The organism is Candidatus Marinimicrobia bacterium CG08_land_8_20_14_0_20_45_22 (assembly GCA_002774355.1).
Taxonomy (GTDB): Bacteria; Fidelibacterota; UBA2242; order UBA2242; family UBA2242; genus 0-14-0-20-45-22.
In genome coordinates, this window is the sequence record PEYN01000191.1 from 14,112 (window position 1) to 39,279 (window position 25,168).

Annotated in this window: 28 protein-coding genes; 2 read left to right on the plus strand and 26 right to left on the minus strand. The window is 45.0% G+C overall.

The window, feature by feature from the left end; genetic code table 11:
- Positions 1-65: 65 nt before the first annotated feature.
- The 12 genes from rimO to COT43_10890 form a co-directional block, all read right to left on the minus strand.
- The gene (gene rimO / locus COT43_10835) at positions 66-1,376 is read right to left on the minus strand and encodes a 30S ribosomal protein S12 methylthiotransferase RimO (protein PIS27341.1); all 1,311 of its coding nucleotides are present in this window, start codon (positions 1,374-1,376) and stop codon (positions 66-68) included.
- The gene (locus COT43_10840) at positions 1,373-2,356 is read right to left on the minus strand and encodes a signal recognition particle-docking protein FtsY (protein ID PIS27342.1); all 984 of its coding nucleotides are present in this window, start codon (positions 2,354-2,356) and stop codon (positions 1,373-1,375) included. The genes rimO and COT43_10840 overlap by 4 nt, the downstream gene beginning before the upstream one ends.
- Before the next feature lie 15 nt (positions 2,357-2,371).
- Positions 2,372-2,977, minus strand: a complete 606-nt coding sequence (locus COT43_10845) for a hypothetical protein (GenBank protein ID PIS27343.1) — start codon at positions 2,975-2,977, stop codon at positions 2,372-2,374.
- A 2-nt stretch (positions 2,978-2,979) separates the two neighbouring features.
- Positions 2,980-3,759 carry a hypothetical protein gene (locus COT43_10850; GenBank protein PIS27344.1) on the minus strand — a complete coding sequence of 260 codons (780 nt, stop codon included), beginning with the start codon at positions 3,757-3,759 and terminating at the stop codon, positions 2,980-2,982.
- Positions 3,732-4,391, minus strand: coding sequence for a hypothetical protein (locus tag COT43_10855; GenBank protein ID PIS27345.1), 660 nt, complete (start codon positions 4,389-4,391; stop codon positions 3,732-3,734). Before COT43_10855 ends, COT43_10850 begins: the two co-directional genes overlap by 28 nt.
- A complete protein-coding gene (locus COT43_10860) occupies positions 4,376-5,656 on the minus strand; it encodes a hypothetical protein (GenBank protein PIS27346.1) in 1,281 nt (426 codons plus the stop codon). The genes COT43_10855 and COT43_10860 overlap by 16 nt, the downstream gene beginning before the upstream one ends.
- On the minus strand, positions 5,656-6,693 hold the full coding sequence (locus tag COT43_10865; GenBank protein ID PIS27347.1) for a hypothetical protein: 1,038 nt from the start codon (positions 6,691-6,693) through the stop codon (positions 5,656-5,658). Before COT43_10865 ends, COT43_10860 begins: the two co-directional genes overlap by 1 nt.
- Positions 6,690-7,667, minus strand: coding sequence for a polyprenyl synthetase (locus COT43_10870; protein ID PIS27348.1), 978 nt, complete (start codon positions 7,665-7,667; stop codon positions 6,690-6,692). Before COT43_10870 ends, COT43_10865 begins: the two co-directional genes overlap by 4 nt.
- Before the next feature lie 25 nt (positions 7,668-7,692).
- The gene (tatC, locus tag COT43_10875; protein PIS27349.1) at positions 7,693-8,469 is read right to left on the minus strand and encodes a twin-arginine translocase subunit TatC; all 777 of its coding nucleotides are present in this window, start codon (positions 8,467-8,469) and stop codon (positions 7,693-7,695) included.
- Between the two features lie 169 nt (positions 8,470-8,638).
- Entirely contained in the window at positions 8,639-9,316 is a 678-nt protein-coding gene (locus COT43_10880) for a Crp/Fnr family transcriptional regulator (protein ID PIS27350.1), read from the minus strand.
- Positions 9,317-9,391: 75 nt separating this feature from the next.
- Positions 9,392-9,751 carry a sporulation protein gene (locus COT43_10885; GenBank protein ID PIS27351.1) on the minus strand — a complete coding sequence of 120 codons (360 nt, stop codon included), beginning with the start codon at positions 9,749-9,751 and terminating at the stop codon, positions 9,392-9,394.
- Positions 9,732-10,391 (minus strand): hypothetical protein, encoded by a 660-nt coding sequence (locus COT43_10890; protein PIS27352.1) that lies wholly within the window; start codon positions 10,389-10,391, stop codon positions 9,732-9,734. The genes COT43_10885 and COT43_10890 overlap by 20 nt, the downstream gene beginning before the upstream one ends.
- 83 nt (positions 10,392-10,474) lie before the next feature.
- Between COT43_10890 and rpsT the strand changes: the two genes are divergently transcribed.
- Positions 10,475-10,729, plus strand: a complete 255-nt coding sequence (rpsT, locus tag COT43_10895; protein ID PIS27353.1) for a 30S ribosomal protein S20 — start codon at positions 10,475-10,477, stop codon at positions 10,727-10,729.
- 41 nt (positions 10,730-10,770) lie between these two features.
- On the opposite strand, the gene COT43_10900 is transcribed toward rpsT, so the two are convergent.
- Both COT43_10900 and hutH read right to left on the minus strand, forming a co-directional pair.
- Entirely contained in the window at positions 10,771-12,237 is a 1,467-nt protein-coding gene (locus COT43_10900; GenBank protein ID PIS27387.1) for an IMP dehydrogenase, read from the minus strand.
- A gap of 31 nt (positions 12,238-12,268) precedes the next feature.
- Complete coding sequence (hutH, locus tag COT43_10905; GenBank protein ID PIS27388.1) at positions 12,269-13,762, minus strand: histidine ammonia-lyase; 1,494 nt, start codon at positions 13,760-13,762, stop codon at positions 12,269-12,271.
- Between the two features lie 188 nt (positions 13,763-13,950).
- On the opposite strand from hutH, the gene COT43_10910 reads away from it, so the two are divergent.
- Positions 13,951-14,358 carry a hypothetical protein gene (locus COT43_10910; GenBank protein ID PIS27354.1) on the plus strand — a complete coding sequence of 136 codons (408 nt, stop codon included), beginning with the start codon at positions 13,951-13,953 and terminating at the stop codon, positions 14,356-14,358.
- Here the strand turns inward: COT43_10910 and COT43_10915 are convergent.
- Genes COT43_10915 through yajC form a run of 12 tightly spaced genes read right to left on the minus strand, consistent with a single transcriptional unit; the run spans position 14,342 to position 25,164 of the window.
- Positions 14,342-14,797 carry a hypothetical protein gene (locus COT43_10915; protein ID PIS27355.1) on the minus strand — a complete coding sequence of 152 codons (456 nt, stop codon included), beginning with the start codon at positions 14,795-14,797 and terminating at the stop codon, positions 14,342-14,344. The genes COT43_10910 and COT43_10915 overlap by 17 nt on opposite strands.
- 14 nt (positions 14,798-14,811) lie before the next feature.
- Positions 14,812-15,669, minus strand: a complete 858-nt coding sequence (locus tag COT43_10920; GenBank protein PIS27356.1) for a hypothetical protein — start codon at positions 15,667-15,669, stop codon at positions 14,812-14,814.
- Between the two features lie 24 nt (positions 15,670-15,693).
- The gene (gene amrB / locus COT43_10925) at positions 15,694-16,533 is read right to left on the minus strand and encodes an AmmeMemoRadiSam system protein B (GenBank protein ID PIS27357.1); all 840 of its coding nucleotides are present in this window, start codon (positions 16,531-16,533) and stop codon (positions 15,694-15,696) included.
- A gap of 55 nt (positions 16,534-16,588) precedes the next feature.
- Positions 16,589-17,890 (minus strand): GTPase HflX, encoded by a 1,302-nt coding sequence (gene hflX, locus COT43_10930; protein PIS27358.1) that lies wholly within the window; start codon positions 17,888-17,890, stop codon positions 16,589-16,591.
- The gene (locus tag COT43_10935; protein PIS27359.1) at positions 17,887-19,977 is read right to left on the minus strand and encodes a hypothetical protein; all 2,091 of its coding nucleotides are present in this window, start codon (positions 19,975-19,977) and stop codon (positions 17,887-17,889) included. The genes hflX and COT43_10935 overlap by 4 nt, the downstream gene beginning before the upstream one ends.
- A 25-nt stretch (positions 19,978-20,002) precedes the next feature.
- The gene (locus COT43_10940) at positions 20,003-20,587 is read right to left on the minus strand and encodes a hypothetical protein (GenBank protein ID PIS27360.1); all 585 of its coding nucleotides are present in this window, start codon (positions 20,585-20,587) and stop codon (positions 20,003-20,005) included.
- Entirely contained in the window at positions 20,584-21,234 is a 651-nt protein-coding gene (gene rpe, locus COT43_10945) for a ribulose-phosphate 3-epimerase (GenBank protein PIS27389.1), read from the minus strand. The genes COT43_10940 and rpe overlap by 4 nt, the downstream gene beginning before the upstream one ends.
- 7 nt (positions 21,235-21,241) lie before the next feature.
- Positions 21,242-21,985: a hypothetical protein gene (locus COT43_10950; protein ID PIS27361.1), complete on the minus strand. Its 744-nt coding sequence runs from the start codon at positions 21,983-21,985 to the stop codon at positions 21,242-21,244.
- A gap of 21 nt (positions 21,986-22,006) precedes the next feature.
- Positions 22,007-23,353, minus strand: a complete 1,347-nt coding sequence (locus COT43_10955) for a hypothetical protein (protein ID PIS27362.1) — start codon at positions 23,351-23,353, stop codon at positions 22,007-22,009.
- Positions 23,350-24,279, minus strand: a complete 930-nt coding sequence (locus tag COT43_10960; GenBank protein PIS27390.1) for a methionyl-tRNA formyltransferase — start codon at positions 24,277-24,279, stop codon at positions 23,350-23,352. The genes COT43_10955 and COT43_10960 overlap by 4 nt, the downstream gene beginning before the upstream one ends.
- 7 nt (positions 24,280-24,286) lie before the next feature.
- Entirely contained in the window at positions 24,287-24,823 is a 537-nt protein-coding gene (gene def / locus COT43_10965) for a peptide deformylase (protein ID PIS27363.1), read from the minus strand.
- Between the two features lie 5 nt (positions 24,824-24,828).
- On the minus strand, positions 24,829-25,164 hold the full coding sequence (yajC, locus tag COT43_10970) for a preprotein translocase subunit YajC (protein PIS27364.1): 336 nt from the start codon (positions 25,162-25,164) through the stop codon (positions 24,829-24,831).
- Positions 25,165-25,168: the final 4 nt, after the last annotated feature.

The following is a 25,168-nucleotide window of genomic DNA, read 5'->3' on the forward strand; positions in this document are numbered from 1 at the left end:
CAATTAATCGGATTCAGTGTAAAAATCAACTCCCGCCGGAAACTTAGAGAAGCATCCCTGCAAAATCAAGTCCGATCTTGATTTTTTTCGACAACGTGCCCGATTAAATCCAATTCACAGGCTTTATCCATCGTAACGGGTATAATCTTGCCGATTTTCAGGATAGATTTGGAATTTATAAAAACTGAACAGTCAATTTCCGGCGCATCCCAGACACTTCGTCCAACGTAACCTTCTGGATTTTTCTCTTCGATCAAAACGTTCAGAGTCTTGCTAATTTGATTCAAGGCAAATTCGTGCGAAATATCCCACTGGAGTTGCATAACGATCTCTTTCCGACGCTCTTTTTCTTCAGGTGGCACATCGTTAGGTAAATCCGCCGATGACGTTCCCTCTTCTTGCGAATAAGTAAAAACGCCCAACCGCTCAAATCTAATCTCTTCTATGAAATCCAGCAGTTCATTAAAATCCGCTTCTGTCTCGGAAGGAAAACCAACCATGACCGACGTTCTCAGCACAACGCGCGGAACCTCGTTTCGAATCGTCTTTAAAATATGGCGAATCTCTTCCCGATTTTTTCCACGATTCATCAATTTCAGGATTCGGTTGGAAGCGTGCTGAATCGGAATGTCAATATATGGAACCAGCGCCGGATATTTTCCGAATAGACTGTTCATTTCCAGCGACCAAAAATCGGGATGGTTATACATCAATCGCACCCACGGAAACATATCCGCTTGTAAAAGTACTTTCAGTAGATCGATCAACCGAACTTTTCCCGGCAAATCCGTACCGTATCGTGTCAAATCCTGCGCGATTAATATGAGTTCTTTCACACCCTTTTGCCGAAGATATTCGGCTTCCCGCATAAGACTTTGGACGCTACGGCTTTGCTGTTTTCCCCGAATCAGCGGAATTGAACAAAACGAGCATGAATTGTCGCAACCTTCGGCGATCTTCAGATACGCCAGATGAGACGGCGTCAGCAATTCTCGACTCTCTTCGTCGGCACAAAACGACTTCTTTAGAGCAATTGCCTCGACGATCTTGTCAATCGAATGAACGCCATCAATGCGATCCACTTCCGGAATTTCTCTCCGAAGTAAATCGCCATATCGCTGAGACAAGCAACCCATGACGAAAACTTTCCGAACCAATCCGGTCTCCTTCAATTTCAGCGTCTCAAAAATCGTTTCGATCGATTCTGTTTTCGCCTGCTCGATAAATCCGCAGGTATTCACGATGACGATTTCTGCCTCTTCCGGATTTTTCCGAAAGATACAGCCCAGACTCTGCAATTTACCGTTGAGTACTTCCGAATCGACAGTGTTTTTAGGACAACCAAGCGATATGATCGAAAAAGTCGTTCCTTTCATAAAAGGGGTTTTTTCTCGTTGACTGATGAACCGGCTTCAAGAAGCGCGGATACAAATTCTTCTGCATTGAATTCGACGAGGTCGTCGATCTTTTCACCGATGCCGACATACCGAATCGGTAGATTAGTCTGGCGATGGATTGCCAGTGCAACGCCACCTTTTGCTGTGCCGTCGAGTTTGGTTAAAATTATTCCCGTCACGCCGACAGATTTAACGAATTCCTGCGCTTGAACGATACCGTTTTGACCTGTACCGGCGTCGAGGATTAGCCAGATGTCGTGCGGTGCAGTTGGAATGACTTTACCGATAGTTCTTTTGACTTTGGCTAATTCATCCATCAAATTGGATTTCGTGTGTAGGCGTCCGGCGGTATCGATCAGCAAAATGTTAACATCGTGTGCGAGAGCCGATTTTGCGGCATCGAAAACGATTGCCGATGGATCCTTCCCGCGCGGATTCCCCATAAATTCTGATCCGCTTCGCTTCGCCCAGATTTCCAATTGTTCATAAGCCGCCGCCCGAAATGTGTCCGCCGCGGCGATGAGCGTTTTCTTATTTTCCCTTTGGTAAAGCGCCGCCAGTTTCCCGATGGTTGTCGTCTTTCCGGTTCCATTCACACCGACAATGAGAACGACATAAGGTTTTGGCAAGGGAATAGGAACCGATTGGTTTTTACGAATCAGCAACAAAATCTGTTCTTTTAAAATATCCCTCAGATTTGCGGATTCTTTTTTGTCGATCGTTTTGAGATGCTTGATGAGTTCTTCCGTCAAGGCAACGCCAACGTCCGCAGAAAGAAGCGTCTCCTCTATCCGGATCAGCGTATCTTCATCGATCCTGAAATATTTCCCCAACAATGGCAGACGTTGGGCGATACTTCGTCCCGTTTTTGCAAGGCTATTAACCAAACGGTTTTGCGGTGTCGATTCTTTGGATGGATTATCACCGCCGACAATTTTATTGAGAATTTGTTGAATCATCTGGAAAAATCCGTCTCAGGCCGATTTCTTGTGTCGATGTTCCTGAATTACTCGGATAAAAGAGGCGCAATACTGAATCCACGAAATCGACATGGAAGTCAGCGCAACTATCAGTAACGGAAATTTCCAACTTTCCAAAAATTTTGGATAAATAAACGCCATTACTGATAGTGAAGTGAAAATGATTGCGACTTTTCCCATTTTGTTGGATTTTGGTGAAATGTTGCAATTGTTCAACATATAAATTCCCAAAACGGAAATTGTGAAGTCTCGAAAAATCAAAAACAGAAGAAAATACGTAGGCATCATGTCTTTTAAAATCAGGTATAAAATGACGCTGAAAATAACAATTTTGTCCGCTACCGGATCGAGCATCTTACCGAGGTCTGTAATCTCGTTGCTGATTCGCGCCAGCCAACCGTCGAGCATATCGGAGAAGATCGCCGTTAAAATAAAAATTAACGCGATTGTTCCGTTTCCTCTTTGCAGGAAATAGATAATCGGCAATGTTAGCAACGCGCGCGTGATAGAAATCATATTCGACGCCGTCACTAACCGATTCGGACTGATCTCCCCATATTTTTGAACGACTTTTGATTTGACTGATACTTTCTTCGACATCTTTAACTCAATGTTGACACTGCTGTAAATTCCTTAAAGAACCTTAATCCAACCGTTTCTCGCTGTAAAAAATTACTCGCAAGTTCTGAAAAATTTCCATGAAATACAATTTTCCCTTGTTCCATGATCCAAAATTCTTTGGAAAGCGCAACAAGCAAACTAAAATCGTGTGAAATAACGATCAGCGCATGATTTTTTGAAAATTCACCGGCGATTTCGGTTAACTGCGTTCTGCCAATCTTTCCCAAACCGATGGTCGGCTCGTCTAGAATGAGCAAATCAGGCTGTCGCGCGATTCCCAACGATAAAGCAAATCGACGCAATTCACCGCCGCTGAGTTCATATCCGTTTCGTTCCGAGATTGCCGCATAATCTACGGAAAATAGGCTTAATAAATTCCGAACATCCGTAGAAAAATTCGGAATAGAAGGATTCATTTGCGCAATGAGATCCACGGTTTCTACGACGCGCGAACCCAGGAATATTTTTCCCGGAAATTGCGGCAGGTAAACAATTTTCGGACTTTCCAGACTTTTCGTTTCCGGTCCCCACGACGCCCGGATTTCTCCAGAGTTTGGTTGAAGAAGACCGGCAATCATCTGACCAAGACTACTTTTCCCCGAACCAATCAAACCATAAATCCCTATGGGAGAATCGACCATCTGTGTCAAATCAGGAATTTCCAGATGAAATGAATCGTTATTCTCATACCGGCAAACAAGGTTTTTAGCTATAATCTGGATACTTGGGCACATCAGCAAGAACCTTTCATCGGAAAACATTTTGCGTTTCCGTCCACGATTTCGATGCAAAATTTAGTAAGCGCCTTCTCCTGCTCATTTTGCGTGATCCAAAAAATACCCACGCCACTTGCATGGAGCGCTGTAATTCGCTTGATTAAATCGTTTTGTGCTAGAATGTCCAGATATGACGACGGTTCATCCAGTATAAGATAATTTGGTTCGGAGATCATCGTTCCCATCAATGCTAATCGTTGCTTTTCGCCACCCGAAAGCCGATTGGGCGAATCCTTCCGTCGATCTGATAGTCCGATTTCCCCCAAACTATTTCGGACTTTCAGCGTCATCATTTCGATCGGATAATTCTGATTTTCGAGATTAAAAGCAATTTCCCGCTCGATGAAAAAATGAACAAACTGATCTTCAGGATTCTGGAAGAGATAACCAAAATCCGGAATTTCATCATTCGACGACTTCGGAAATTCAATGCGCCCGGAATCTGGCTCCAATATTCCTGCAATCAGTTTGGCGAGTGTGCTTTTCCCTGTTCCACAATTACCAGTTATAGCGACCCAATTGCTTTCGGGAATTTCCAGATTCAGATGGGAAAAAACGGGTTTTTCCTTGTAAGCAAACGAAACGTCAATAAATCGGATGCTCAATCGGACTCCAATATCTCCCGAACCGTTCTTGCGCCAGCGCCTAGATTCTTCAAAATCACCTGTCTCGCGGAATTAGCGGCAAGGCGATAAGCCTCCGCATCGGTCAGCATTCGCCGGATTTGCTGATAGAGACTCTCACTGTTTTCGCAACAGAATCCGCCACCATCACGGATAAGCAATTTCGCTTCGCTTGAATTGTGATACGTCGGTCCAAATAGCACCGGAATTCCTGCAACTGCCGGTTCCATGACGTTATGAATCGAACCGCGAAAACTTCCACCGACAAATGCCAAATCCGACTGATGATATAGTTCAGCAAGAATTCCGACTTTATCAATCAGAACCGCTTTAAATTCGGAAGATTTATCCGGCAACGACGAGAGTCTGCGCGTGAGAATTCCGTTTTCCGAGAGGTCCTCTTCCAGCGTCTCCAACGCATATTCGTTCGGTTCGTGCGGCGCGACAATTACCCGCAACCTACCGAATTCTTTCATACATCGGTAAACAGCCGGCATCAGTTGTTTAGCATCCTGCGGCCAGATGCTCCCAATGATAAAAACAAAACCGTCTTGAAAGAGCCGCCTCTCAAAAGCGGCGACTTTTTCATGGGCGCGGTAAATCACCTGATCGTACCGCGTATCACCGAGTGACAACACCTTGATAGGAACCGTTCCAATCAGTTTAAGAACTGATTCTTTGTGATTATCCGAAATTGCGTAGATATAATCCAGCGAACGATATAGATCGCTGAAAAACGAACGCACAATCGGCTTCCACTTAAGGCTCTTTTCCCGGATTCTGGCAGAAATGAGATACGTTTTTACGTGATGGCGTTGAGCGTTCAAAATCAGATTCGGCCAAAGCTCGTAGGTGACAAAAATGATTTTTTGGGGCTTGAGATTCTGAATAAATCGCCGCGTCCGAAAATATGTATCAAGGGGAAGGTATATAAACAGATCGACTTCCGGAATCCGAACTGCATTCGTGTATCCGCTGGGAGAGGTAAAACTTGCAACGATTAAGATGTCGGGACGAAGCGCTTTTAGCCCGCGAATTACTGGCTTAGCCTGCTCAAATTCACCGAGCGAAGCCGAGTGGATCAGGTACAATTCCTTTCGAGAATATTTATCTCGAAACCGCATCATTTCATTTAAAGTTTGTTTCCTGCCACAAATACCCGTGCGCATTTTCGTATTAAAAAGCGCCGAGAAATAAATGAAAGCGAATGCAATAGGAATAAAAAATGCGTTGTAGATAATGATCCAAAAAATGGTCACTAATTTTCTCCTGTAAGTATTTGTCTGGCGGCAGATAGAATTTCGTCGATCGTGATATTTTCCATACAATATTGATGCTTTCTATAGCAAATTCGGTCGCCTTTTTGGGAACAAGGTCTGCAAAACAATTTCTTCTGAACCGTAATGCTCCTTTTACCGTAGTGTCCGGCTCCCGTTTCGTGCGAAGTGGGGCCCAGAATCAAAACGACCGTCACACCGACCGCTTCCGCGGCATAAGTCAAGCCGGTATCATTTCCAATAACCAATACGCTTTCCTGAAGAATCGCGATGGATTCCTCGAGATTGGATTGCCCCGTGATTCGCGCGATTTTTCCAGATGGTAAATATTGGAGTTCATTTAGATAAGTATCGTTTTCCGAACCAAGATAGACGACAGACACTTGAAATTCCTCATGGATCCGCTTGGCGACTTCTTCCATTTTCGCTAACGGATAGCGTTTATTTTTCCATGCCGCGATGGCCAGAATAACAACAAACGGTTTGCTGATTGCATTTCGGCTCAAAATATCCAATGCTTTTTGTCGAACCGTTTGATGCAGAAAAATTTCTGGCTTCGCATCTTTGGGTTTGATTTCCAGCGGCGCTAATGTTTTAAAATATTCGTTCATCAGCCGGAATGATCGCGGAAACAGATTGATCCAGCAATAAAAAAGAAGAAATCGACGGAGTCGCGGTTTATGATACCGAAGTCTTGGTGTTTTTCGTAGATAGAAGCCGAGAATTTTCGAGCGCAGATTATTGTGCATATCAACGAACAGGTCATATTTCTGCTCCCGAAAATACCGGCACAGCATCAGCCAACCTTTTAGACTGGGTTGAGCCTGATAGGTTATCACGTTGCTGAGAAACGAGTTGCCAACAACAAGGCTCTTAAACTCTTTTTTAACGACAAAATCAATCTGAGCAGATGGAAATCGCTCCCGGAATCGTCTGAAAATCGATGTCAATACGACAATGTCACCTAAAGATGAAAGTCTAATGATTAGGATTTTCTTCGGATCGTTTCGGAACTTCAACTTTTCCTCTGCTCGTTAAACTCGATCAGTCCGATAAGCGATTCTTTCGTGTCAGAATCGGGGAAAATATCCAACGCACTTCGCGCAGAAGTTGAATATTCATGCATTTTCTCCTGTGCGAACTTAAGTCCGCCGTTCCGTTGAACGGTTGCTCGGATATTCCGGATTTCACGCCCTGAAGGATTCTCTCGCAGATTCTTCCGGAGAAGCGTTCTTTCCGATTCCGACAAATTCTTTAATGTATAAATTAGAGGAAGCGTAATTAGATTCGACTTAATATCTCTGTCAACAGGTTTTCCAACTCGCCGCTTTTCACCAGAAAAATCGAAAAGGTCGTCTTTGATCTGAAATGCCATGCCCAGATTTCTACCATACTCGTAAAGATGCGCCGTCTGTTCGTCCGTCCCGTTCACGGAAATAGCGCCGATCTTACAAGATGTGGCAAAGAGACAGGCGGTTTTCGCCCAGATCATGCGATAATAAGAATCTTCATTTATGCCATTCGTCATACTTTTTTCAATTTGGTAAATTTCTCCTGAACTGAGCAATTCAGAAGTTTCGCTCAGTAGTTCAAGCGCCTCAAAATTTCGAAGACTTAACATACTTCTCAGCGATTTACTAAACAGATAATCGCCTAAAAGCACTGATACTTTGTTTTTCCAAATTGCATTCACAGTCGGTTCGCCGCGTCGAGTGATAGAATCGTCAACAATATCATCATGCACCAAAGTCGCCGTGTGCAGCATTTCAACAATACTCGCTGAAATGCTGGAAATCCGGTTCGGTCCACCGCAAAGTTTTGCCGATAGTAGCAAAAGCGCCGGCCTTAGGCGTTTACTGTTTTGTTTGATGAGGTAGTGCGTCATTTGTTCGATCAAATGAACGTCCGATCGCAATGCCGATTCGAACTCTGTCGCAAACCGACTCATCTCATTCTCTATCGGTCGAAGCAATAGTTTTAATGTCTGGTTCATTACATACCCAGTCCCATAGCGGCTTTTAAACCGCCACCGCCTTCTCAGACGAGCGAAGCGCAAACCGGGAAACGATTATACTCAGTTCATATAAAAACACCAATGGAATAGTCATGACTATCATGCTAAATGGATCGGGCGGTGTGATTGCCGCCGCCAAAACAAGAATGGCCATAAAAGCATAACGCCACGACCTTCGCAAAAAACTTGGCGACACGAGTCCCATTTTTGTGAGAATATAAGACACTACAGGCAATTGAAAAATCAATCCGGTCCCGACGATCAACTGCGTGACAAACTTGGCATAAAACTCGATGGAAATATTTTTTTGAACATCCGGCACACCGACTCCGATGAGAAATTTCATCGCGAAAGGAACCAGCACGGTATAAGCAAACAGAGCGCCCAATAGAAAAAATGCCGTGATGCTGACGACTAACCACGGACCCCAATTCTTTTCTTTTTGGTAAAGACCTGGCGCGACAAACGCCCAAAGCTGGTAGCCAAGAACTGGAATCGAAAAGACGATTCCAACAACAAATGCTATCCAGAATTTCAGCATCAGCAGACCCTGAACTTTCAGAACCTGAATTTTCATATCCAATTCTTTAGAGGGTTCAATCAACAAATTGAGGAAGAAATCTGAGAAAAAAAATCCGGCGATTGTGAATACAAAAACGGCGATAAGAATCTTGATCAGACGCCAGCGAAGTTCTTCCAGATGGTCTAAAAATCCCATCTCAGTAGAATCTTCGGAGGAATCTTTGCGGCTATATTTCATTGATTTATCAGTCATCTTCATAATCCGGTAGTCCCATTCTTAACCCAACCCGGATCTCTTCCATCTCGCGCTCTATTATCAAAATCACACACAAATAAAAAATAACGGCTTATCCAAAAACCCACTCATCCAAGCATATCAACAAAATCGTGGCAATCCAGCTTCCATACAACTAATCCGGAAGCCACTATTAACCGAATTGTTTCTGAAAATTTTCGTAGTTGGTGATAATGAGCTTTCGACCTTTTCTCTGAACGAAGCCTTTTTTCTGGAGAAGATTGAGCATCCGCGAAACCGTTTCTCTGGAAGTGCCAGCCATATTGGCGATGTCTTGCTGATACGGCAGATTTTCGATGACGACTTGCCCCATCTTAATGACGCCTATATCTTCCGCAAGGCGGATAATACTCATCGCGATTCGGTTTTCCGCATCGCTAAGCGAAAGACCTTCGATTTGTTGGTCGGATTTTCTGAGACGACGAGCAAGTTCCTGAAGCAAATTGATAGCGATTTTCGGATGTTTTTCCAGCAAATCAAGAAAATCACCGCGTTTGAGAATAAACACTTCCGTATCTTCGAGGGCAATGACATTTGCCGACCGGCTTTCACCGTCAAATATTGACATCTCACCGAAGAAATCACCCTCGCCGAGAATCGAAAGAATAACCTCTCTCCCATCGTCGCTAAGCCTGGTTATTTTCACGCTTCCCTTATTCAGGAAAAATAGTGTATCCCCGACATCTTCTTCCATCAGGATAACATTGTTTTTCCGGTAAATACGTTTTTGCATCAATTCAGTGATTTTCTCAAGTATATCATCCTTGAGTTCAGAAAACATCGGAATATCTTTTAAAAATAGATGGTTCATTTATTATTCTCCCTACACATTAAGTAATAGTCGCCCATAAAATTGACAAGGAATATTTTCTCCAATGCCCAACGTCTATTCGGTTTTTCTCTTCTTCCCATCTTTTGGTTTTGTGAATTTGGCAATGAGTTCCGGAAGCGCTTCAAAAACCTTCCCCAGCCCGACTTCATTGCTTTTCAAGCGATGAATTTTTACCTCATCCCTCGACACCGTAATGATCGCGATGGGTTCGATAACCGCTCCGCCACCCGTTCCACTCGCATTTCCCTTATCCTTGCTGTCCGCCGAACCGGCTCCCGCTCCAAATCCCAGCGAAATCTTGGTAATGGGAATCACAGTAGTCTCACCAACCTGAATTGGTTTGCCGACGACTGTCTCCGAAGTGACGATGTCTTTCAGCCGGTTCAGTAGCGCGTCAATGATTCCTTCCAACATGTCTTTTTCTCCTCTTTTTAAAAATTTGAACGATCAATTTTCCAGCAATAAAAATAACGATTCTTACAACATGAATCAAACGAATTGAACCAATCAGATCAATTGTCCCTAAAAACTTTTTTTCAACAAACGATGGCTCGATCCGAATCTTCTGCCCAAACTGAAGCCATTCATGTAGTGAATAGTAGGCACCCATCAAATAGCCAGTCGCGGCTGGATTATCCAGACCAATCTCCAAATCAGCGGCTATGTTTACTTCCTTCGGTATCTTCAAAAAGCGTAGGACAACCGCTTTCCCGATCGAAATCCATTCATGAACAGTAAACAGCGGCGATTTTTCCTTAGACTTTTCGGGCTTTTTCGGCTTTGATTTAGCAACTTTTTTCTTTTTTGATGGAAATTTCCGCAGGATACAAATTTTACTATTCGCGACAACTAAAAAGATTTTTAATACATCCGCTTCAAACTGAACCATGACGCCGACAATTCCGCCGAAAAACATGACCCGAGTAAAAACTTTCTTTTTATCAGGAATCATTGTTAGACGAATCACAAACACCGTTTGAGTGATAAAAATCAAAAACAGGAGAAAAATCATGGCTAAAAGCATCGTCATAATCAGTTTTAGGAAAAATATCACCGTATTCTCCGTTTTTTCATTTGAAAATCTTCATCATTATAAATAAATTTCCACACTTTTTGATAACTTTTGAAAGGAGTTCAATGAGCAAAAAAAGAAGTGTACAAAAACGTATCCGTCAGGCTGAGAAATCCAGACTGCGCAACAGACAATATAAATCGATCATGAAATCCATGATCAAAAAGGTAAAAGCCGCCGCTACGAAAGCCGAAGCCGAACCTCTGTATCGCGAGGCTGTATCCATCATCGATTCGATCTCGGGAAAAGGCGTTCTTCACCGCAACAACGCCGCGAACAAAAAGTCCAAACTCGCCGATATTATCAATAAGTTGCCCTAACGATCTCTTTATCATTTCGGCTATTCGTCTAACTTTTATATTTAATCACTCGTTCGATAATTTGGAGCCTCTTTACTGATTTTCACGTCGTGAGGATGACTTTCCTCAATGGAGGCACGCGTCACTTTGATGAATTTTGCGGATTTTTGTAAATCCGCAATTGTCCGTGCACCACAATATCCCATCGACGACCTGAGCCCGCCTGTCAACTGATGAACGGTTTCATATAACGCTCCTTTGTACGGCACAATCCCTTCAATTCCTTCCGGAACCAGTTTCTTCGTTTCCTCGGATTCTTGAAAATATCGGTCTTTGCTTCCTTTTTCCATCGCGGCAATTGAACCCATACCTCGATACGACTTATAAACACGTCCTTCATATAAAATTGTCTCGCCCGGACTTTCCTCCATCCCGGCTAATAGCGAACCGAGCATTACCGCATTCGCACCAGCGGCAAGTGCTTTCGCAATATCTCCGGAATATCGGATTCCACCATCGGCGATGATTGGAACTCCGGACTTTACTGCTTCTTCGGCGCAATCCAAGATCGCCGAAAGTTGCGGCACTCCAACACCCGCAACAATTCGGGTCGTGCAAATCGCTCCCGGCCCAATCCCAACTTTAACGGCGTCGGCCCCAGCGTCGATCAGTTCACGTGTTGCTTCGCTGGTAGCAACATTTCCGGCAATAACATCCATGTTTGGAAAACGCTTCTTCATCTGACGAACCGTTTCGATCACGTTGCGCGAATGTCCGTGTGATGTATCGACGACCAGAACATCAACTTGAGCATCAATCAAACGCTCAGATCTCTCGAGAAAATCGCCAGTAACACCGACAGCCGCGCCAACACGAAGACGCCCGATCGAATCCTTGGCGGCGTTCGGGGATTTTTTCTTCTTCAGAATATCCTTAACGGTAATTAATCCTTTTAAACTGCCCTGCTTGTCGACAATAAGCAATTTTTCAATCCGATGTCGCTGAAGTATTTCCTCCGCTTTTTCCAAAGTTGTCCCAACGGGAGCGGTGATCAGGTTTTCGCTGGTCATCCTTTCTGAGATTTTTTGTTCAAGATTCGTCTCGAAACGGATATCGCGGTTTGTTAAAATGCCTATCAATTGACCGCCATCGACGATTGGAATTCCTGAGATCGAATACTTCGACATGACTTCCAGCGCTTCCTTGATAGTCTTGTCCGAAGAAAGTGTGATTGGTTTAACTATCATTCCACTTTCGGAACGTTTGACTTTATCAACTTCCATGGCCTGCTCCTCAATCGACATATTTTTATGCAATATTCCGATCCCGCCTTCTCGAGCGATAGCGATTGCCATTGCGCCTTCCGTGACTGTATCCATAGCCGCACTGACGATGGGTACAAACAGTTCAATGCGCGCAGTCAAATGCGTCGTCAGGCTGACCTGCTTGGGGAGAACATCCGATTTTGCCGGAATTAACAAAACATCGTCAAATGTAAATCCCTCTCGAACAATTTTTTTCAGATTCATAAAAAACCTTTTTTGGAAAGAGTTCAAAAAGTTAATCGTTAATCGAAGTCCGACGAACCGTTTCAATGAAGGCGGTATCGGAGAAAAATTCTTCGCTTTTTTCCAGATCCGGATAAAAAATTCTATCTTCATCAAGGTGCTTAACCATCGATCTTATCTTCGCGTGTCCTAATCGCGTGCCGATACCTCCCGCGAGTGGTTTACGAAAATCCATCCCTTGTGCTGAAGCCAACAGTTCAATCCAGACTATTTTTCGCGTATTTTCGACGATTTGAAAAAGTTTTAGACAAGCGTTCGGCGCCATACTGACGTGATCTTCCTGATTGGCAGATGTCGGGATCGTTTCTACCGACGCCGGAGTCGATAACGTACGATTTTCGGCGCACAGAGCCGCAGACGTTACATGAGCGATCATGAAACCGGAATTGACGCCGCCCGATTGCGTTAGAAACGCCGGCAGTCCGCTCATCGCCGGATCGACTAAATTTGAAATCCGCCGTTCGGCGATATTCGCCAATTCCGCTAATGCGATGGAAAGAAAATCAGCCGCCATTGCCAGCGGTTCTGCATGAAAATTTCCTCCGCTGAGCACTTCTCCCGCTTCGGCAAAAACGAGCGGATTGTCCGTCACCGCGGAAAGCTCGTTCTCGACAATTTTCTCCACGAATTGAAGTACGTCACGAACAACGCCAATAACCTGAGGCGCACATCGAAAACTGTATGGATCTTGCACCTTGGGACAATTTTTATGTGACTGAACTATTTCGCTGTTCCTTAAAAAATTCCGAATATGACGAGCAGATTCCTGTTCTCCACTCTGTCGACGGACTTCATGGATTTGCGAGCGGAATGGGACGTCGGTAGCCAATATCGCCTCAACACTCATCGCCGCCGCGAGTTCGGATAACAAAATGATATCTTGTGCCCGCAAAAACGCAAGCGTCAACAATGCGGTTGAATACTGTGTCCCATTGATCAGCGAGAGACCATCTTTCGGTCCTAACCGAACCGGTTTATATATTCCTTGATCGATCAACTCATTCGCGTTTTTTCTCTGCCCATTATAAAAAACTTCACCCTCGCCGATTAACGGCAAACAAAGATGCGCCAACGGAGCCAAATCACCGCTTGCGCCGACAGAACCGCGCGCCGGAACAATTGGAAAAATATCTTTATTTAAAAATTCAACCATTTTTTGGACAATCTCCAACGAACAACCGGAAAATCCCATCGCAAGGCTCTTGACTTTCAAAAACATCATCAATGCCACGATCTCGGAATCAATCGGTTTTCCGACTCCACAAGCATGACTACGAAGCAGGTTGATTTGCAACTGTTCCAGATCGTCCGCGGGAATATTAACCTGAGCAAGTTTTCCAAATCCCGTATTGATCCCGTAAATGGTTTTCCCAGATTGGATTTTTTCCAGAACGACCTGACGAGCCGTTTGAATCCGGCTCATTTCGCTTTCGGATAATGTGACTTTTGTTCGCCGATTCAAGAACCGGGTAACTTTCTCCAGCATTTTGTCTTTTTTCATTAGTTTTCGTTTCTTTTTCACGCCGAGAAGTTATTAAACAACTGGTAATCAATCAAGAACTACATCGTCGGAGAATGTACGCTTAATTAGCCGGATTTTCCGCCAGATGCCAACCGACCCCTTGATTATCTCAAAAGAATCATCTAAATTAATTTCAGGCTGATGAGGTCACAATGAAAAAAATGAAATTCTTATTCGCTCTCGGGATTCTCTTGACGACTGTATTCGCCCAGCAGGCGATTCAGATCAGCGACGTCGTTGTCGCGCAGCTCGATAACGATCTTCTTCGGATTACCGTTGAGGTCGAAAACATCTCCCAAAAATCAATCGGCGAGATCAGTGGCGTGATCGATATTTTGGACAATTACGGAAAAACCATCGACAAAAAAAGTCTGTCAGTTGTCAGCATTCATGATGTACCGTTGGAATCGGGAAAAAGCCGTGAGAGAAGCATCGTTATCACACAGCGTCCGAATATGTCAGGTGCGGTGCGCTACCGCGTGACCAAGTTACGGTTTTTCGGAGATCAGACAGTTTATATGGTTTGCCCGTACTGCAACGAGATCATTCCGACGGAATAATCAAGCGCTTCGTTAACTCATTAATCCATTTTTTACTATCACGGATAAACTGTTCCACTTCTTTTCCGGAGTAATTCAATTGAAGCATTCTTGTAGCGATAAACGCTGAAGGAATCGGCACGTATTTTCTTGTTTCATCGCGGTAAAACTCATCCAGTCCTTCGATTAATTCGCGCGACGGCGCAGGCTGAATCAAATCTTTGAATGTCGAATCCGCAACCCGGGAGTCGATCGACACCGCTTTCAATTCATAAAAAAGTTTTCCATCGAGCAAACCGCTCAGATACGCGCTCTTGATCCAAACTGCATATTCCGGATATTCTCGTGTTACTTTCGTTACGGAAATCCAGTCATATCCGTCCCAAAAAACTTTGTTTTCCTGAGCATTTCCATTTATAAACAGAACGAAAAAAATCAACCCGTAACTCAGCTGTTTCATTTTACCTCATTGATTTATTTTAAATCATTGCGTTTTTCGGATATTTTGCGTCTTTCCGTTGAAAGTAAATGTTGAGTGATCTTCAAAAATGTCTCGTAAAGCTCTTTTAGGTCTTCATGGCTCTTCAGAAATTCGAGGTGTTTTTCGATCGTTTTCAGGTCGCCGCGAGCCGCCGGTCCAGTCAACGCATCCAATAACGGCCTCTGCCAGCCAACTTCGACCGATTGTTCGGAAAAACCTTTTAGCAATAGATTTGATAGTTCCTCCGATAAGCCTTTTTCCCTGCAGAGGTTTTTCACTACGGCGATCAGCGAAACCGAATAGTTCTGTAAAAAAACTGCCGAAACGTGAACCAACTGCTTTTGTTCAGACGTAAGCGGTAAGCCTAACTTCCCGATTTTAGAAGTTAACTGAATGAGTTCAGAATCGATCTCTCCTTCGCATGCAAATATTCCCGTTGAAAACCGCTGAATGCCCGTCTCAATGTCCGGCGCGCTGAGCACCGGATGACACGAACCGACCCGACAGCCGCGCTTTTTGAGCGGTTTTAAAATTTCCGAATTTAAAAATCCGGATGTATGAAACGCCAAACATCCGTTAAAATTGACTGGTAATTTGGCAAGATTCTGCGCAACGGTTTCAATCGCATCGTCAGAAACCGAGATAATCAACCAATCTGTCGGTTTATCGAAATCGCCAATCTGTGTCGTGGTCACTTCAAACCGAATCCATTTTTCGGCTTGTTCAAGCCTTATTGAAGAGCGATTCCATAAAAATTGTGGAATCAAACCGTTCTTTTGAAGATGATATGCAAAAGAAATCCCGATGCGGCTGGCTCCGAAAATACTAAACGTGTGATGGGCGCATATCATTTTCGGTACTTTCTGATAAATCGATTAAAGTTCAAACACAGCCGCCGATAAATATCCGACCACCTGATCGCCGAGGCCGACCGTATCGCCCAAATTCCGGTAGTCCAGCGTCTTACATCTGGCTTTCCCCAAAATCTTGGCATATTTAAGCAACGTCAGGATCGGCGCTAATCCGCAGGCTTCCAGCGAGTTGTTCTCATAACCGGATTCCAACGCGCTTAAATCATATTTTTCCAAAAGTGAAATAAGATGTTTGTCCATTTTAACCGCTTCTGGATACGGATGATAATGAGAAAGATCCGAACTCGCCACAACGACGAATTCAATCTTTTCAAAGACTTCCGCAAGGATAAGCGCAAATTCATCGAGTTCGTTCATGGTCGCCGAGCCAATGACGATTGGAATAAGCGAAAACTCAGGGAAAATACATTGAAGAAACGGAAGTTGAACCTCGATCGCGTGTTCAGTCTGATGCCCTTTCACCGAACGATAAACGACTCCGCCGCGTTCGGTCAGCAGGTCGCAGATTTTCTGATCGACCGGAATTTCGCCCATCGGCGTTTGGTAGGCTTTCCCTGAAAAAACCGAAATCCCCCGGAAATATTCATGATGACTCGGAGCGATCACAACGATTTTTGAAAACGGGTGCTTCCGTAAAAAACGATAACCGACAGCGGCAACCGGTCCCGACGCGACATATCCGGCATGCGGTGAGATGATCCCAAACAAACGCTTCAACGTAATGATCGATTCCGACGCCGACTCCAGATATTGAACGACTGCCTTCTCGAGCGAGGTGGCGTTCCCTGGATAAAACGTGCCCGCAACGGCAGGCTTTCTTATCGATTTCGGATCAACCTTCATACTTCACCTTTTGTATTAAAGGTAGCCTACAAATAATTCAAAGTCAAGCGTCGATTTACTCCTCTCGAAGAACGGGTTGAATAGCCGCTTTTCCAAACTTCCGATGAATCTGTTCCCATATTTTCCGGTTGATTATTATCTCCAACAAAATATGTTCATCGGAATATTTTTCGGACAGGATAAACGCATGGTCCCGAACATAGGCAATATCGCGAACCTCCGATAGCGGAATCTGAATCATCATTTGAATTTCCATCTTTTTTAACTCCGCAATGACAGCACGCCGCAGATCATCAGTCTTTAAGCGGTTCAACGCCGATAAAAAGACCGCATCTGGATAGATTCGTTTCGCATCCGAAAAAATCTCTTTATCCATCCGATCGATCTTGTTAAACACGACGATTGACGGTTTGTGACTGACCTTCAAATCTGCCATTACTTCTTCAACAGTTTGTAGATGAACTAAACATTGCGGATGGCTGATGTCAGCAACTTTCACAATGAGATCGGCTTCTTCGATTTCCTTCAGCGTGCCTCGAAACGAAGCGACCAGATGATGCGGCAATTTACGGATGAAGCCGACCGTATCACTGAGCAAAATCCGGTGAAATTTATCGAGTTGGCATTGTCGGACGGTCGTGTCTAATGTAGCGAATAATTTATCCTCGACGAGAACTTCCGAGCCTGTGAAAAGATTCATAAGTGTAGATTTTCCCGCATTCGTATAACCGACGAGCGAAACATTGTAATTTCCGCGTCGACTTTTTCGCTGTACCACGCGATCGTTTTCGATCCTTTGCAGTTCTTTTTTCAATCGGGAAATGCGAACTTTGATCAGCCGTTTGTCCGTTTCTATTTGCGTTTCGCCCGCTCCGCCGCGCACATTGATTCCGCCGATCTGCCGCTCCAGATGCGTCCAGCGACGTGTTAACCGTGGAAGCAGATATTCAAGCGTTGCCAGTTCGACCTGCGTTTTCGCTTCGCGCGTCCGCGCATGGCTGGCAAAGATTTCTAAGATGATTCCGCTTCGGTCGCGGATTTCCATTTCCAAAGCACGTTCAAGATTTCGCATCTGCGTTGGCGACAGGTCATCATTAAAAACGATCTCGTCGATTTTGAGTTCTTCAAGCAGATTTTTAATCTCGGCAACTTTTCCGCTTCCAATGAAAGTCGCCGGATCGATTCGTTTGAGCGGAACGGTCAGAATTTCACCATCGTAATTCAGCGTTGCGACTAACAATCGTAGTTCTTCCAGTTGCTCCGCAATGGTTCCGGATGACTGATCGGCTGTCACTGCGCCAATCAAAAGCACCCGTTCCATTTCCTGACTCTGCTTCTCAGGAATATTATTCATCATGGATTTGTCTCTTCTGAAATGTTCACGCGGTTGATTCTTCCAATATAGGTTTCCAACGCGGCAATAATTATCGCTATAACTAAGAGGAGAATCGTGTATTCGCGATTCAAATTCATCGGTAGGGATTCATTGCCTTGCTCGGCTTCATAAACGGCAATTCTCGATGGCAGGAAATCGCCAATCTCACGGAAATCCCCCTCATCGAAAAATTCTCCGATACATTCCGACTCTGGAATATTAGCCGCGAATGAAAATACACGCCGATTGCCGGACGCTACTCGATAGATACCCGCTGTGGCACAATCGGAAAAACTGAATCCCGAACCTTTGTCTCTCCGTGGATGAATTTCCTTCCCAGTCGGCGTTGCCACGACCAAATTGGTGACGTTCTGAGTTCCCGCAAATTCAAACCGAACCGTATCGCCGCAGAAATAACTTGTCCGCTGACCGTTTTTCCCAGCCGCGTACAGCGCCGCACGACGGACCAGCGTTGGAAATAGGCCTGTCAACTGGAAATCGGTCCAATTCGGATTTGGCGCCGTCGCAAAAGTCAGGATGAGTCCGGTTCCTCCGATCGTCTCGATCAGGAACGGGGTTCCATCATCGAATCCGGCGAGAATCGTCTGATTCTCGTCCGTCAGAAATCCCGGAACGACAAAGAAGCGCGGCGAGTTTTCCAACCGTTCTTTCTTCTGCCATAAATCCCGAAAAACAGGATGCCCGGATTTTAGCGAACCGAGTTTCAAATAAGAATCGCCGGATGATTTTCGCGTATCTCTCCACTTTGGAAGATCGAACGGCTCCGACCATGTACGATTAAAATTTTCTGGCTGGCAATGTTCGCCAGGAAAGACTATTAATCCGCCACCGCTATCTAAAAAGTTGCCGATATTTTCCCGAAACGTTTCGGGAATTCTGTCAACATCGCCGAACAAAAGTGCGTCGTATTTCCGAAGATTTTCCGCCGGCAGTTGCGATTCCGTCGTAAACTGGATGTCGAACCGTGAGCCGTTTTTCGCTTCCAGCGCTTTGATGAAATATCGCGCATCCGATAAATTTTGTCCGATGATCAAAATCCGAATCGAATCCGGAACATTCATCACAAAATAGCGTCGGTTATCTAAGGGCAAATCGTCATCCGGCGTTTCAGCAAAACCTGACAAATATCCGGCGCTTTGTGAAGTCCATTCAAACGAGATGTCCGCCGAACCACGTCGCGGGACCGAAACAACGCTTTGTCCGACGCGTTCGCCTTCGATAAAAAGCGAAACCGGCGATTCTACGGACCCCGGCGTCCAATTCGTCAGAACCGGCCGAATCGTCGCCGATTTGCCCGCTTCGACGATCTGGTCGGGAATTTCGATCCGTGAAATCCCGATGTTATATCCTTCCCGGTTCACAGGAAGCAAGAGAAATCGGGCTCCCAGTTTTTCCCGAAAAGGCTGAAGCGGATTAATCGTTGGTACGCTCGTTTGCCATGAACTTTTCTGAAAATCGCTGGCGATCCAGACGGCGACGGACGCTTCGGGATATTTTTCCATATTCTCCATCACCGTTTGAAGTGCGACATCGAGCTTTGCCGCAAGTGGTTTGATGGATAAACCGTCAATTGCGCGCTTCAAATGAGCAGAGTTTTTAACAAACCCAACATCACGTATAACCTTTGGCTCGGTGGCATCGATTAGATGAACCGTGACGGGAAATTCAATCTCGGAGAACGCTGTTTGAAGGCTGTTTTGAGCAATTTCCAAAAGATTCTGACCTTCGACGGCTTTGCCCATGGAAACAGAACAATCAAGAATCAGATAAACTATTGTGCCTCGTCGAATTGTAAAATCACCGGCAAAATTCGTTCGATACGGGCGCGCAAATGCCAAAATAATGGATAAGACCAGCAAAGTCCGAAGAATCAGTAGAATAATCTGGCGCAGTTTGAGTCGCCGAATGACATCGTTTTCCAATTGTTTCAAAAACCGGATAGAACTGAACTCTACGGTCTGAAACCGCCGACGCCCAAACAGATGGATGATAACGGGAATTGCCGCCAGCGGAAGGAAAAAAAGGAAAAACGGATTAACGAAAGACATGAACAGCCAACCGATTCACCACTGTTTATCTCATTAAAGCGTCCATGAGTATGCTTCCGATCAACGGAATAGTAATATTATCGTCGAATTTCCACGACATCAATTCTACCAAGCTCGTTGCAACCGCTCCAACGGCTTTTACCCAAAACGGAACGCCGGGAATCCAAAAAGTTACTAAGAGCCCGGACAGAACAAACGCGAGCGAACCTTCCAGCGTCTTGTTATGAATAAGACGGATTTTACCGAAAGCCATCCCGATAAGAGCCGCTGATGGATCGCCTATCGTTAGAAAGAAAAGAGAAATCGTCGCAATTTCTTTCGGAAAAAAGTAAATCACGATCAAACTGCCAAGAAACACGTAACTCGCTCCGGTTAAGTAATTCTCCTTCTCATGCGGCCGAACCATCCAACCGAATATCTTAACATAGAGCCGTTTGCATGATGGAATTGTCATGCGTAAAACTTCGGCGACGAGGATGATCAGCGTCATCAATCCGATGACGATCAGACCGGTTTTCCTTGGAAAAAAAAGACAATAGAGTAAAGGAATGAGCGAGGAAATGTAGTGTATCGCTTTTCTGGCTAATTCGCCTTCGTAAACTTTATTCATGCTTTGGCTTTTTTGCTAAGGGTTGTAAAAGCACGCGCGGGATCAGATTCGCCGAAAACGGCTTTACCGGCAACTAACAGATCCGCACCAGCGGAAACCGCAACAGCGAGCGTTTCCAAGTTGATGCCACCATCTACTTCTATCAGAAAACCATGTTTTTGCGAAGCGGATTTTGCCAGCCTGACCTTTTCCAGCGCGCTTTGAATCATTTTTTGTCCTCCGAAACCGGGATTTACCGTCATCACCAACAAATGATCGATCATTGACAAGAACGGTTCAACGTCTAAAAACGGCGTCGGAGGATTGATCACCAATCCCGCCCGCGCTCCCAACGACCGGATTCTTTCCAATTCGTTCGGAATGTCCTTTGTCGATTCGACGTGAATGATGACGGTATCACTTCCGGCGTTAACAAACTGTTGAATATATTTTTCTGGATTCTCAATCATCAGATGAGATTCGAGATGAAGCGTAGTAATTTTTCGGATTGCGGAAACGATGAACGGGCCGATGGTGATATTCGGAACAAAATGGCCGTCCATAACATCGAGATGGAGACGTTTGGCTCCGGCGGATTCCACAAGACGAATCTGCTGTTCAAGATTCGCAAAATCGGCGGAAAGCAACGAGGGAACGATTTGAATCATCCGCATTTTATTCTTCTCGACCTATCGTTGTCACATCCAAATTAATCAAAATCGGATTGTCCATCAATTTACCGGCTTCCGGTTTTTGTCCGATCACGGTATATGGCGTTAAATCCGGATTCTGGATGTATCGGATTTTACCTATTTGATGTCCTGCTTTTCTGATAATTTTTTTAGCTTCGTCGAGATTCAATCCGAACAGGTCGGGAACTTCTAATTGTTTGTCCGGCGCACCTTTACTGACCGTCAACCAAATATGTGTATTCGTCGAGATCATCAGTCCGGGCGAAATCGATTGCGCACTGACCACACCGACGGGTTTGTCGGATGAAAATTGAGACACGACGGAATCAACGGTTATGCCCCAACGGTCTAACTCCAGATCGGCGGCTTTCAAAACTTTCCCAATCAATTTCGGCATTGGGAAATAGCGTTCGCCGCCTGAAATAATCAGTTTGACAATTCGTCCTTTCTTCACCTTATAACCAGCAGGCGGTTGCTGATCGATAACCGTTTGCGGCGGGAAGTCAGAATTTTCCAGCGTATCGCTCACAACCGATTCGAAGCCGTTGCTTTCCAGAATCGCTCTGGCTTCCGGCAGAGGCTTGTACCGAACGTCGAGTAGTTCATATTCCCTTCCATGCCGGACGTAAAGCGGCAGGATGAGTTTGTCCATCAGTACACTAAAAATGACTGTGAAGATTGCAAATGCCGCGAGAAACCGTAATAAATTTTTTGTGTGAATCCTCATATTTTTATCCTAAAAACCAATTCATTTTTCCTGCGATGTTCCGGACGAAGCTTTGTTCAGACGAACGGCAAAACTACCAGTAAATCCATGACGATGTGGAAAAATCTGAACGGCGCCAGAATCGTCGCAATACGTCCTCTCAACCCATTTTTGCGCTGGCTGAACGGAAAATTCAGGATGGCTAGTCAAAAACTCACGAACGATATTCCAATTTTCTTCAGGCTCCAGACTGCATGTACTGTAAACAAGCGCTCCGCCAATGCGGACAAATTTTGACATATTTTCAAGAATCTTTATCTGTAAATAGCACACCTGCTTCATGTGATGAGCCGTTCGGTTCCAGCGCAAATCTGCTCGCCTTGACAAAACGCCTGTGCCGGTGCAAGGGGCGTCGATCAACACTTTATCTGCTTCTGGAAACGCATCACGGCTCGCATCCGCCACACGATAATTTATCGAATCAATTCCTAAGCGGAAGCACTCATTTTTCACAAGCTCCAATTTCTGTTCATTGATGTCAGATGCGTAAACGGTGGAACGATTGCCAGTCAACTGGGCGATCAGAGTCGATTTTCCACCCGGAGCGGCACAGACATCAATAATCGTTTCGCCTTCTTTCGGAGAAAGTAATAGAACGGCGAGCGCCTGATTGTAATCCTGAACCGAACAACCGCCTTCCCTGAAAAAGTCGCTTTTCAGCAAAATACCGGGACGATTGACCGAAAAGAAGTGGATTGGTTTTTCTGAAATAATCTTCACCGTTTGTTTCTGACGCGCCAGTCGTTCCTCCGTCATACTCCAAGAAAAACGGATAGGATTGTGACGGAAGCAAATCGGCTGATAAGAATTATCAAATTCAAGGATTTGGCGGGTCGATTCCTCGTCAAAATTGGCGATCCAACGTTTCACCAACCAATTTGGATGCGAAAACTCAATGCCGAGCCGCTCGGTTTCATCGGTAATTCTACTCAGCGATTTTCGCCAATCAGTCTCTTCGGGCAAATTTCTCAACACAGCATTTATCAATGGAACGAGGTCGGGGCGTTTCAACTCCTTGGCGGCTTCGACAGTTTCATAGACAAGCGCGTGCGGCGGTGTTTTCAACACGACAAACTGAAAGGCGCCAACGCGCAATAAGTGAATTGCCGTCATTTCGATCTGGCTAAATTGGCGATTCAGCGAAAAGGTTAAAATATAGTCCAAAAGTCTGCGATATTGTATAACACCCTTGACGAGTGCGTAAATAAAATCGCGGTCTTCTTGAGAAAATTCGATAGTCGATATAAATTCTGAAACGCGTGTCTCAAAATCGGACGGGCGCCTATGAAGCGAGTTAAGGATTTCTACGGCGGCGGTTCGGGCTTTCATCTGGAAAATATATCTCCAACTTTTCCCTGATACCCTCGCAGGAATTCATCGATCGAAAGCGGTTTTTTCCCTTCCGATTGAACTTCCTTGGGAAACAAAATTCCGTCGCCGGTTTGAATTCCCAACCAATTTTTCTTGCGGATTACGATGGCGCCGTGAGTTTTAGAATTGCCCCCGGATTTAGCGACCGCCGACAAAAACTTGATGCGTTTCTTCCCAAAAAAGGAATACGCGCCGGGCGTGGGCGAAAGTCCGTGAATTAGATTCTTGATAGACAGGGCACCTTTTCTCCAGTCGATTTCGCCCATTTCGGGGAAAATTTTCGGCGCCTGTGTAGCCAATTCATGTCTCTGCGGTATCGGCTCGAGACGTTTTTCTTCGATCTCGTTTACAACGCGCACGAGTGACTCACCCCCCAAACAGGACAGTTTTTCATAGAGCATGCCGAATGTGTCCTCCGGTAAAATGGCTGTTTTCTTCTGAAAAAGAATATCACCGGTATCGACACGCGCCTGAAGACGGAAAATCGTCAACCCGGTTTCTTTCTCGCCGTTAATAATCGCCCAGTTGATCGGAGCCGCACCGCGATATTTCGGGAGAAGCGAGGCGTGTAAATTAATCGCGCCATAACGCGGAATTTCCAGCAAATCGACCGGCAAAATGCGAAATGCGACAACGATGAACAGGTCGGCATTCAGATCTTTCATCTGCCTAATAAAATCCGGAGATTTTAAATCCGGCGGCTGAAAAACCGGCAAATTGAGTTCCTTCGCTAAAGTTTTGACAGGCGTTTCCTGAACGATGAGTCCGCGTCCTTTTTCAGCATCCATAGCGGTCACAACGGCAAGAATCTGATGGCGCGATTCGGCGAGCGTTTTCAGCGATGGAAGAGCAAATTCGGGCGTTCCCATGAAGACGATTTTCATACCGATATTATCCAACCTGAATCGTGATTCCTTTTTTAGCATCTGCTGCCATGCGTTTTAATTTGGAAGCGATAAAACTCCGCTTTAACTGGCTGATGCGATCGACGATGTATATTCCATTCAGATGGTCTGTCTCGTGTTGAACAACCCGCGCAAAATAACCGGAAAATTCTTCGACATGAACATTCCGTTCGACGTCTTCATAGCGAACCTTGACTTTCTCGGCACGGGTAACATCTGCGTAGATTTCTGGAATGCTGAGACAGCCTTCCTCAGCGACGACTTCGCCTTGACGTTCGAGAATTTCCGGATTGATAAAAACCATTTTCTTACCGTTCTCATCTTTTAAAGAAAAATCGGCGATAAAAAAGTCCAACGGGATTCCGACCTGATTGGCTGAAAGCCCAATGCCGTTATCGGCATACATCGTCTCGAACATATCATCGATAATTTTCGAAAAATCCGGCGGAATCAGCGCTTTGACATTAGCAGTCTTGTGACTGAGAACGGGACTCCCGTACAGTTGAATTCTGAAGAGAGACATAGGCGTTACGATGCCATTTTTTCAGGCGTTTTGTCGGCGACTGCGGAACGAGCAACCGTAATTTTTACGTCTTTGGCGATTTTAACGATCAGGATCCCTTCCTTTTCGCGAACGCCTTCGATTTTGCCATAAATACCGCCGATCGTTAGAATATCGTCTCCCGGCTTCAATTCCTGGAGCATTTTCTGCTTTTCTTTTTGCTTTTTCGCCTGCGGACGAATCATCAGAAGATACATCACAACGATAATTAACAGAAACGGCAAAAGAGACAAAAGCGGATTGCCTCCTTGACCGCCTTGCGCCTGACCGGCTCCACCCATTGCATAAAGTATTGAATTCACATTA

Bases quoted from the DNA above. Each gene is read 5' to 3' on its own strand.
- rimO (PIS27341.1), bottom strand. From the start codon at position 1,376: ATGAAAGGAACGACTTTTTCGATCATATCGCTTGGTTGTCCTAAAAAC.
- COT43_10840 (PIS27342.1), bottom strand. From the start codon at position 2,356: ATGATTCAACAAATTCTCAATAAAATTGTCGGCGGTGATAATCCATCC.
- COT43_10845 (PIS27343.1), bottom strand. From the start codon at position 2,977: ATGTCGAAGAAAGTATCAGTCAAATCAAAAGTCGTTCAAAAATATGGG.
- COT43_10850 (PIS27344.1), bottom strand. From the start codon at position 3,759: ATGTTTTCCGATGAAAGGTTCTTGCTGATGTGCCCAAGTATCCAGATT.
- COT43_10870 (PIS27348.1), bottom strand. From the start codon at position 7,667: ATGAACCAGACATTAAAACTATTGCTTCGACCGATAGAGAATGAGATG.
- tatC (PIS27349.1), bottom strand. From the start codon at position 8,469: ATGAAGATGACTGATAAATCAATGAAATATAGCCGCAAAGATTCCTCC.
- COT43_10880 (PIS27350.1), bottom strand. From the start codon at position 9,316: ATGAACCATCTATTTTTAAAAGATATTCCGATGTTTTCTGAACTCAAG.
- COT43_10885 (PIS27351.1), bottom strand. From the start codon at position 9,751: ATGTTGGAAGGAATCATTGACGCGCTACTGAACCGGCTGAAAGACATC.
- rpsT (PIS27353.1), top strand. From the start codon at position 10,475: ATGAGCAAAAAAAGAAGTGTACAAAAACGTATCCGTCAGGCTGAGAAA.
- COT43_10900 (PIS27387.1), bottom strand. From the start codon at position 12,237: ATGAATCTGAAAAAAATTGTTCGAGAGGGATTTACATTTGACGATGTT.
- hutH (PIS27388.1), bottom strand. From the start codon at position 13,762: ATGCTGGAGAAAGTTACCCGGTTCTTGAATCGGCGAACAAAAGTCACA.
- COT43_10910 (PIS27354.1), top strand. From the start codon at position 13,951: ATGAAAAAAATGAAATTCTTATTCGCTCTCGGGATTCTCTTGACGACT.
- COT43_10915 (PIS27355.1), bottom strand. From the start codon at position 14,797: ATGAAACAGCTGAGTTACGGGTTGATTTTTTTCGTTCTGTTTATAAAT.
- COT43_10920 (PIS27356.1), bottom strand. From the start codon at position 15,669: ATGATATGCGCCCATCACACGTTTAGTATTTTCGGAGCCAGCCGCATC.
- amrB (PIS27357.1), bottom strand. From the start codon at position 16,533: ATGAAGGTTGATCCGAAATCGATAAGAAAGCCTGCCGTTGCGGGCACG.
- hflX (PIS27358.1), bottom strand. From the start codon at position 17,890: ATGATGAATAATATTCCTGAGAAGCAGAGTCAGGAAATGGAACGGGTG.
- COT43_10935 (PIS27359.1), bottom strand. From the start codon at position 19,977: ATGTCTTTCGTTAATCCGTTTTTCCTTTTTTTCCTTCCGCTGGCGGCA.
- COT43_10940 (PIS27360.1), bottom strand. From the start codon at position 20,587: ATGAATAAAGTTTACGAAGGCGAATTAGCCAGAAAAGCGATACACTAC.
- rpe (PIS27389.1), bottom strand. From the start codon at position 21,234: ATGATTCAAATCGTTCCCTCGTTGCTTTCCGCCGATTTTGCGAATCTT.
- COT43_10950 (PIS27361.1), bottom strand. From the start codon at position 21,985: ATGAGGATTCACACAAAAAATTTATTACGGTTTCTCGCGGCATTTGCA.
- COT43_10955 (PIS27362.1), bottom strand. From the start codon at position 23,353: ATGAAAGCCCGAACCGCCGCCGTAGAAATCCTTAACTCGCTTCATAGG.
- COT43_10960 (PIS27390.1), bottom strand. From the start codon at position 24,279: ATGAAAATCGTCTTCATGGGAACGCCCGAATTTGCTCTTCCATCGCTG.
- def (PIS27363.1), bottom strand. From the start codon at position 24,823: ATGTCTCTCTTCAGAATTCAACTGTACGGGAGTCCCGTTCTCAGTCAC.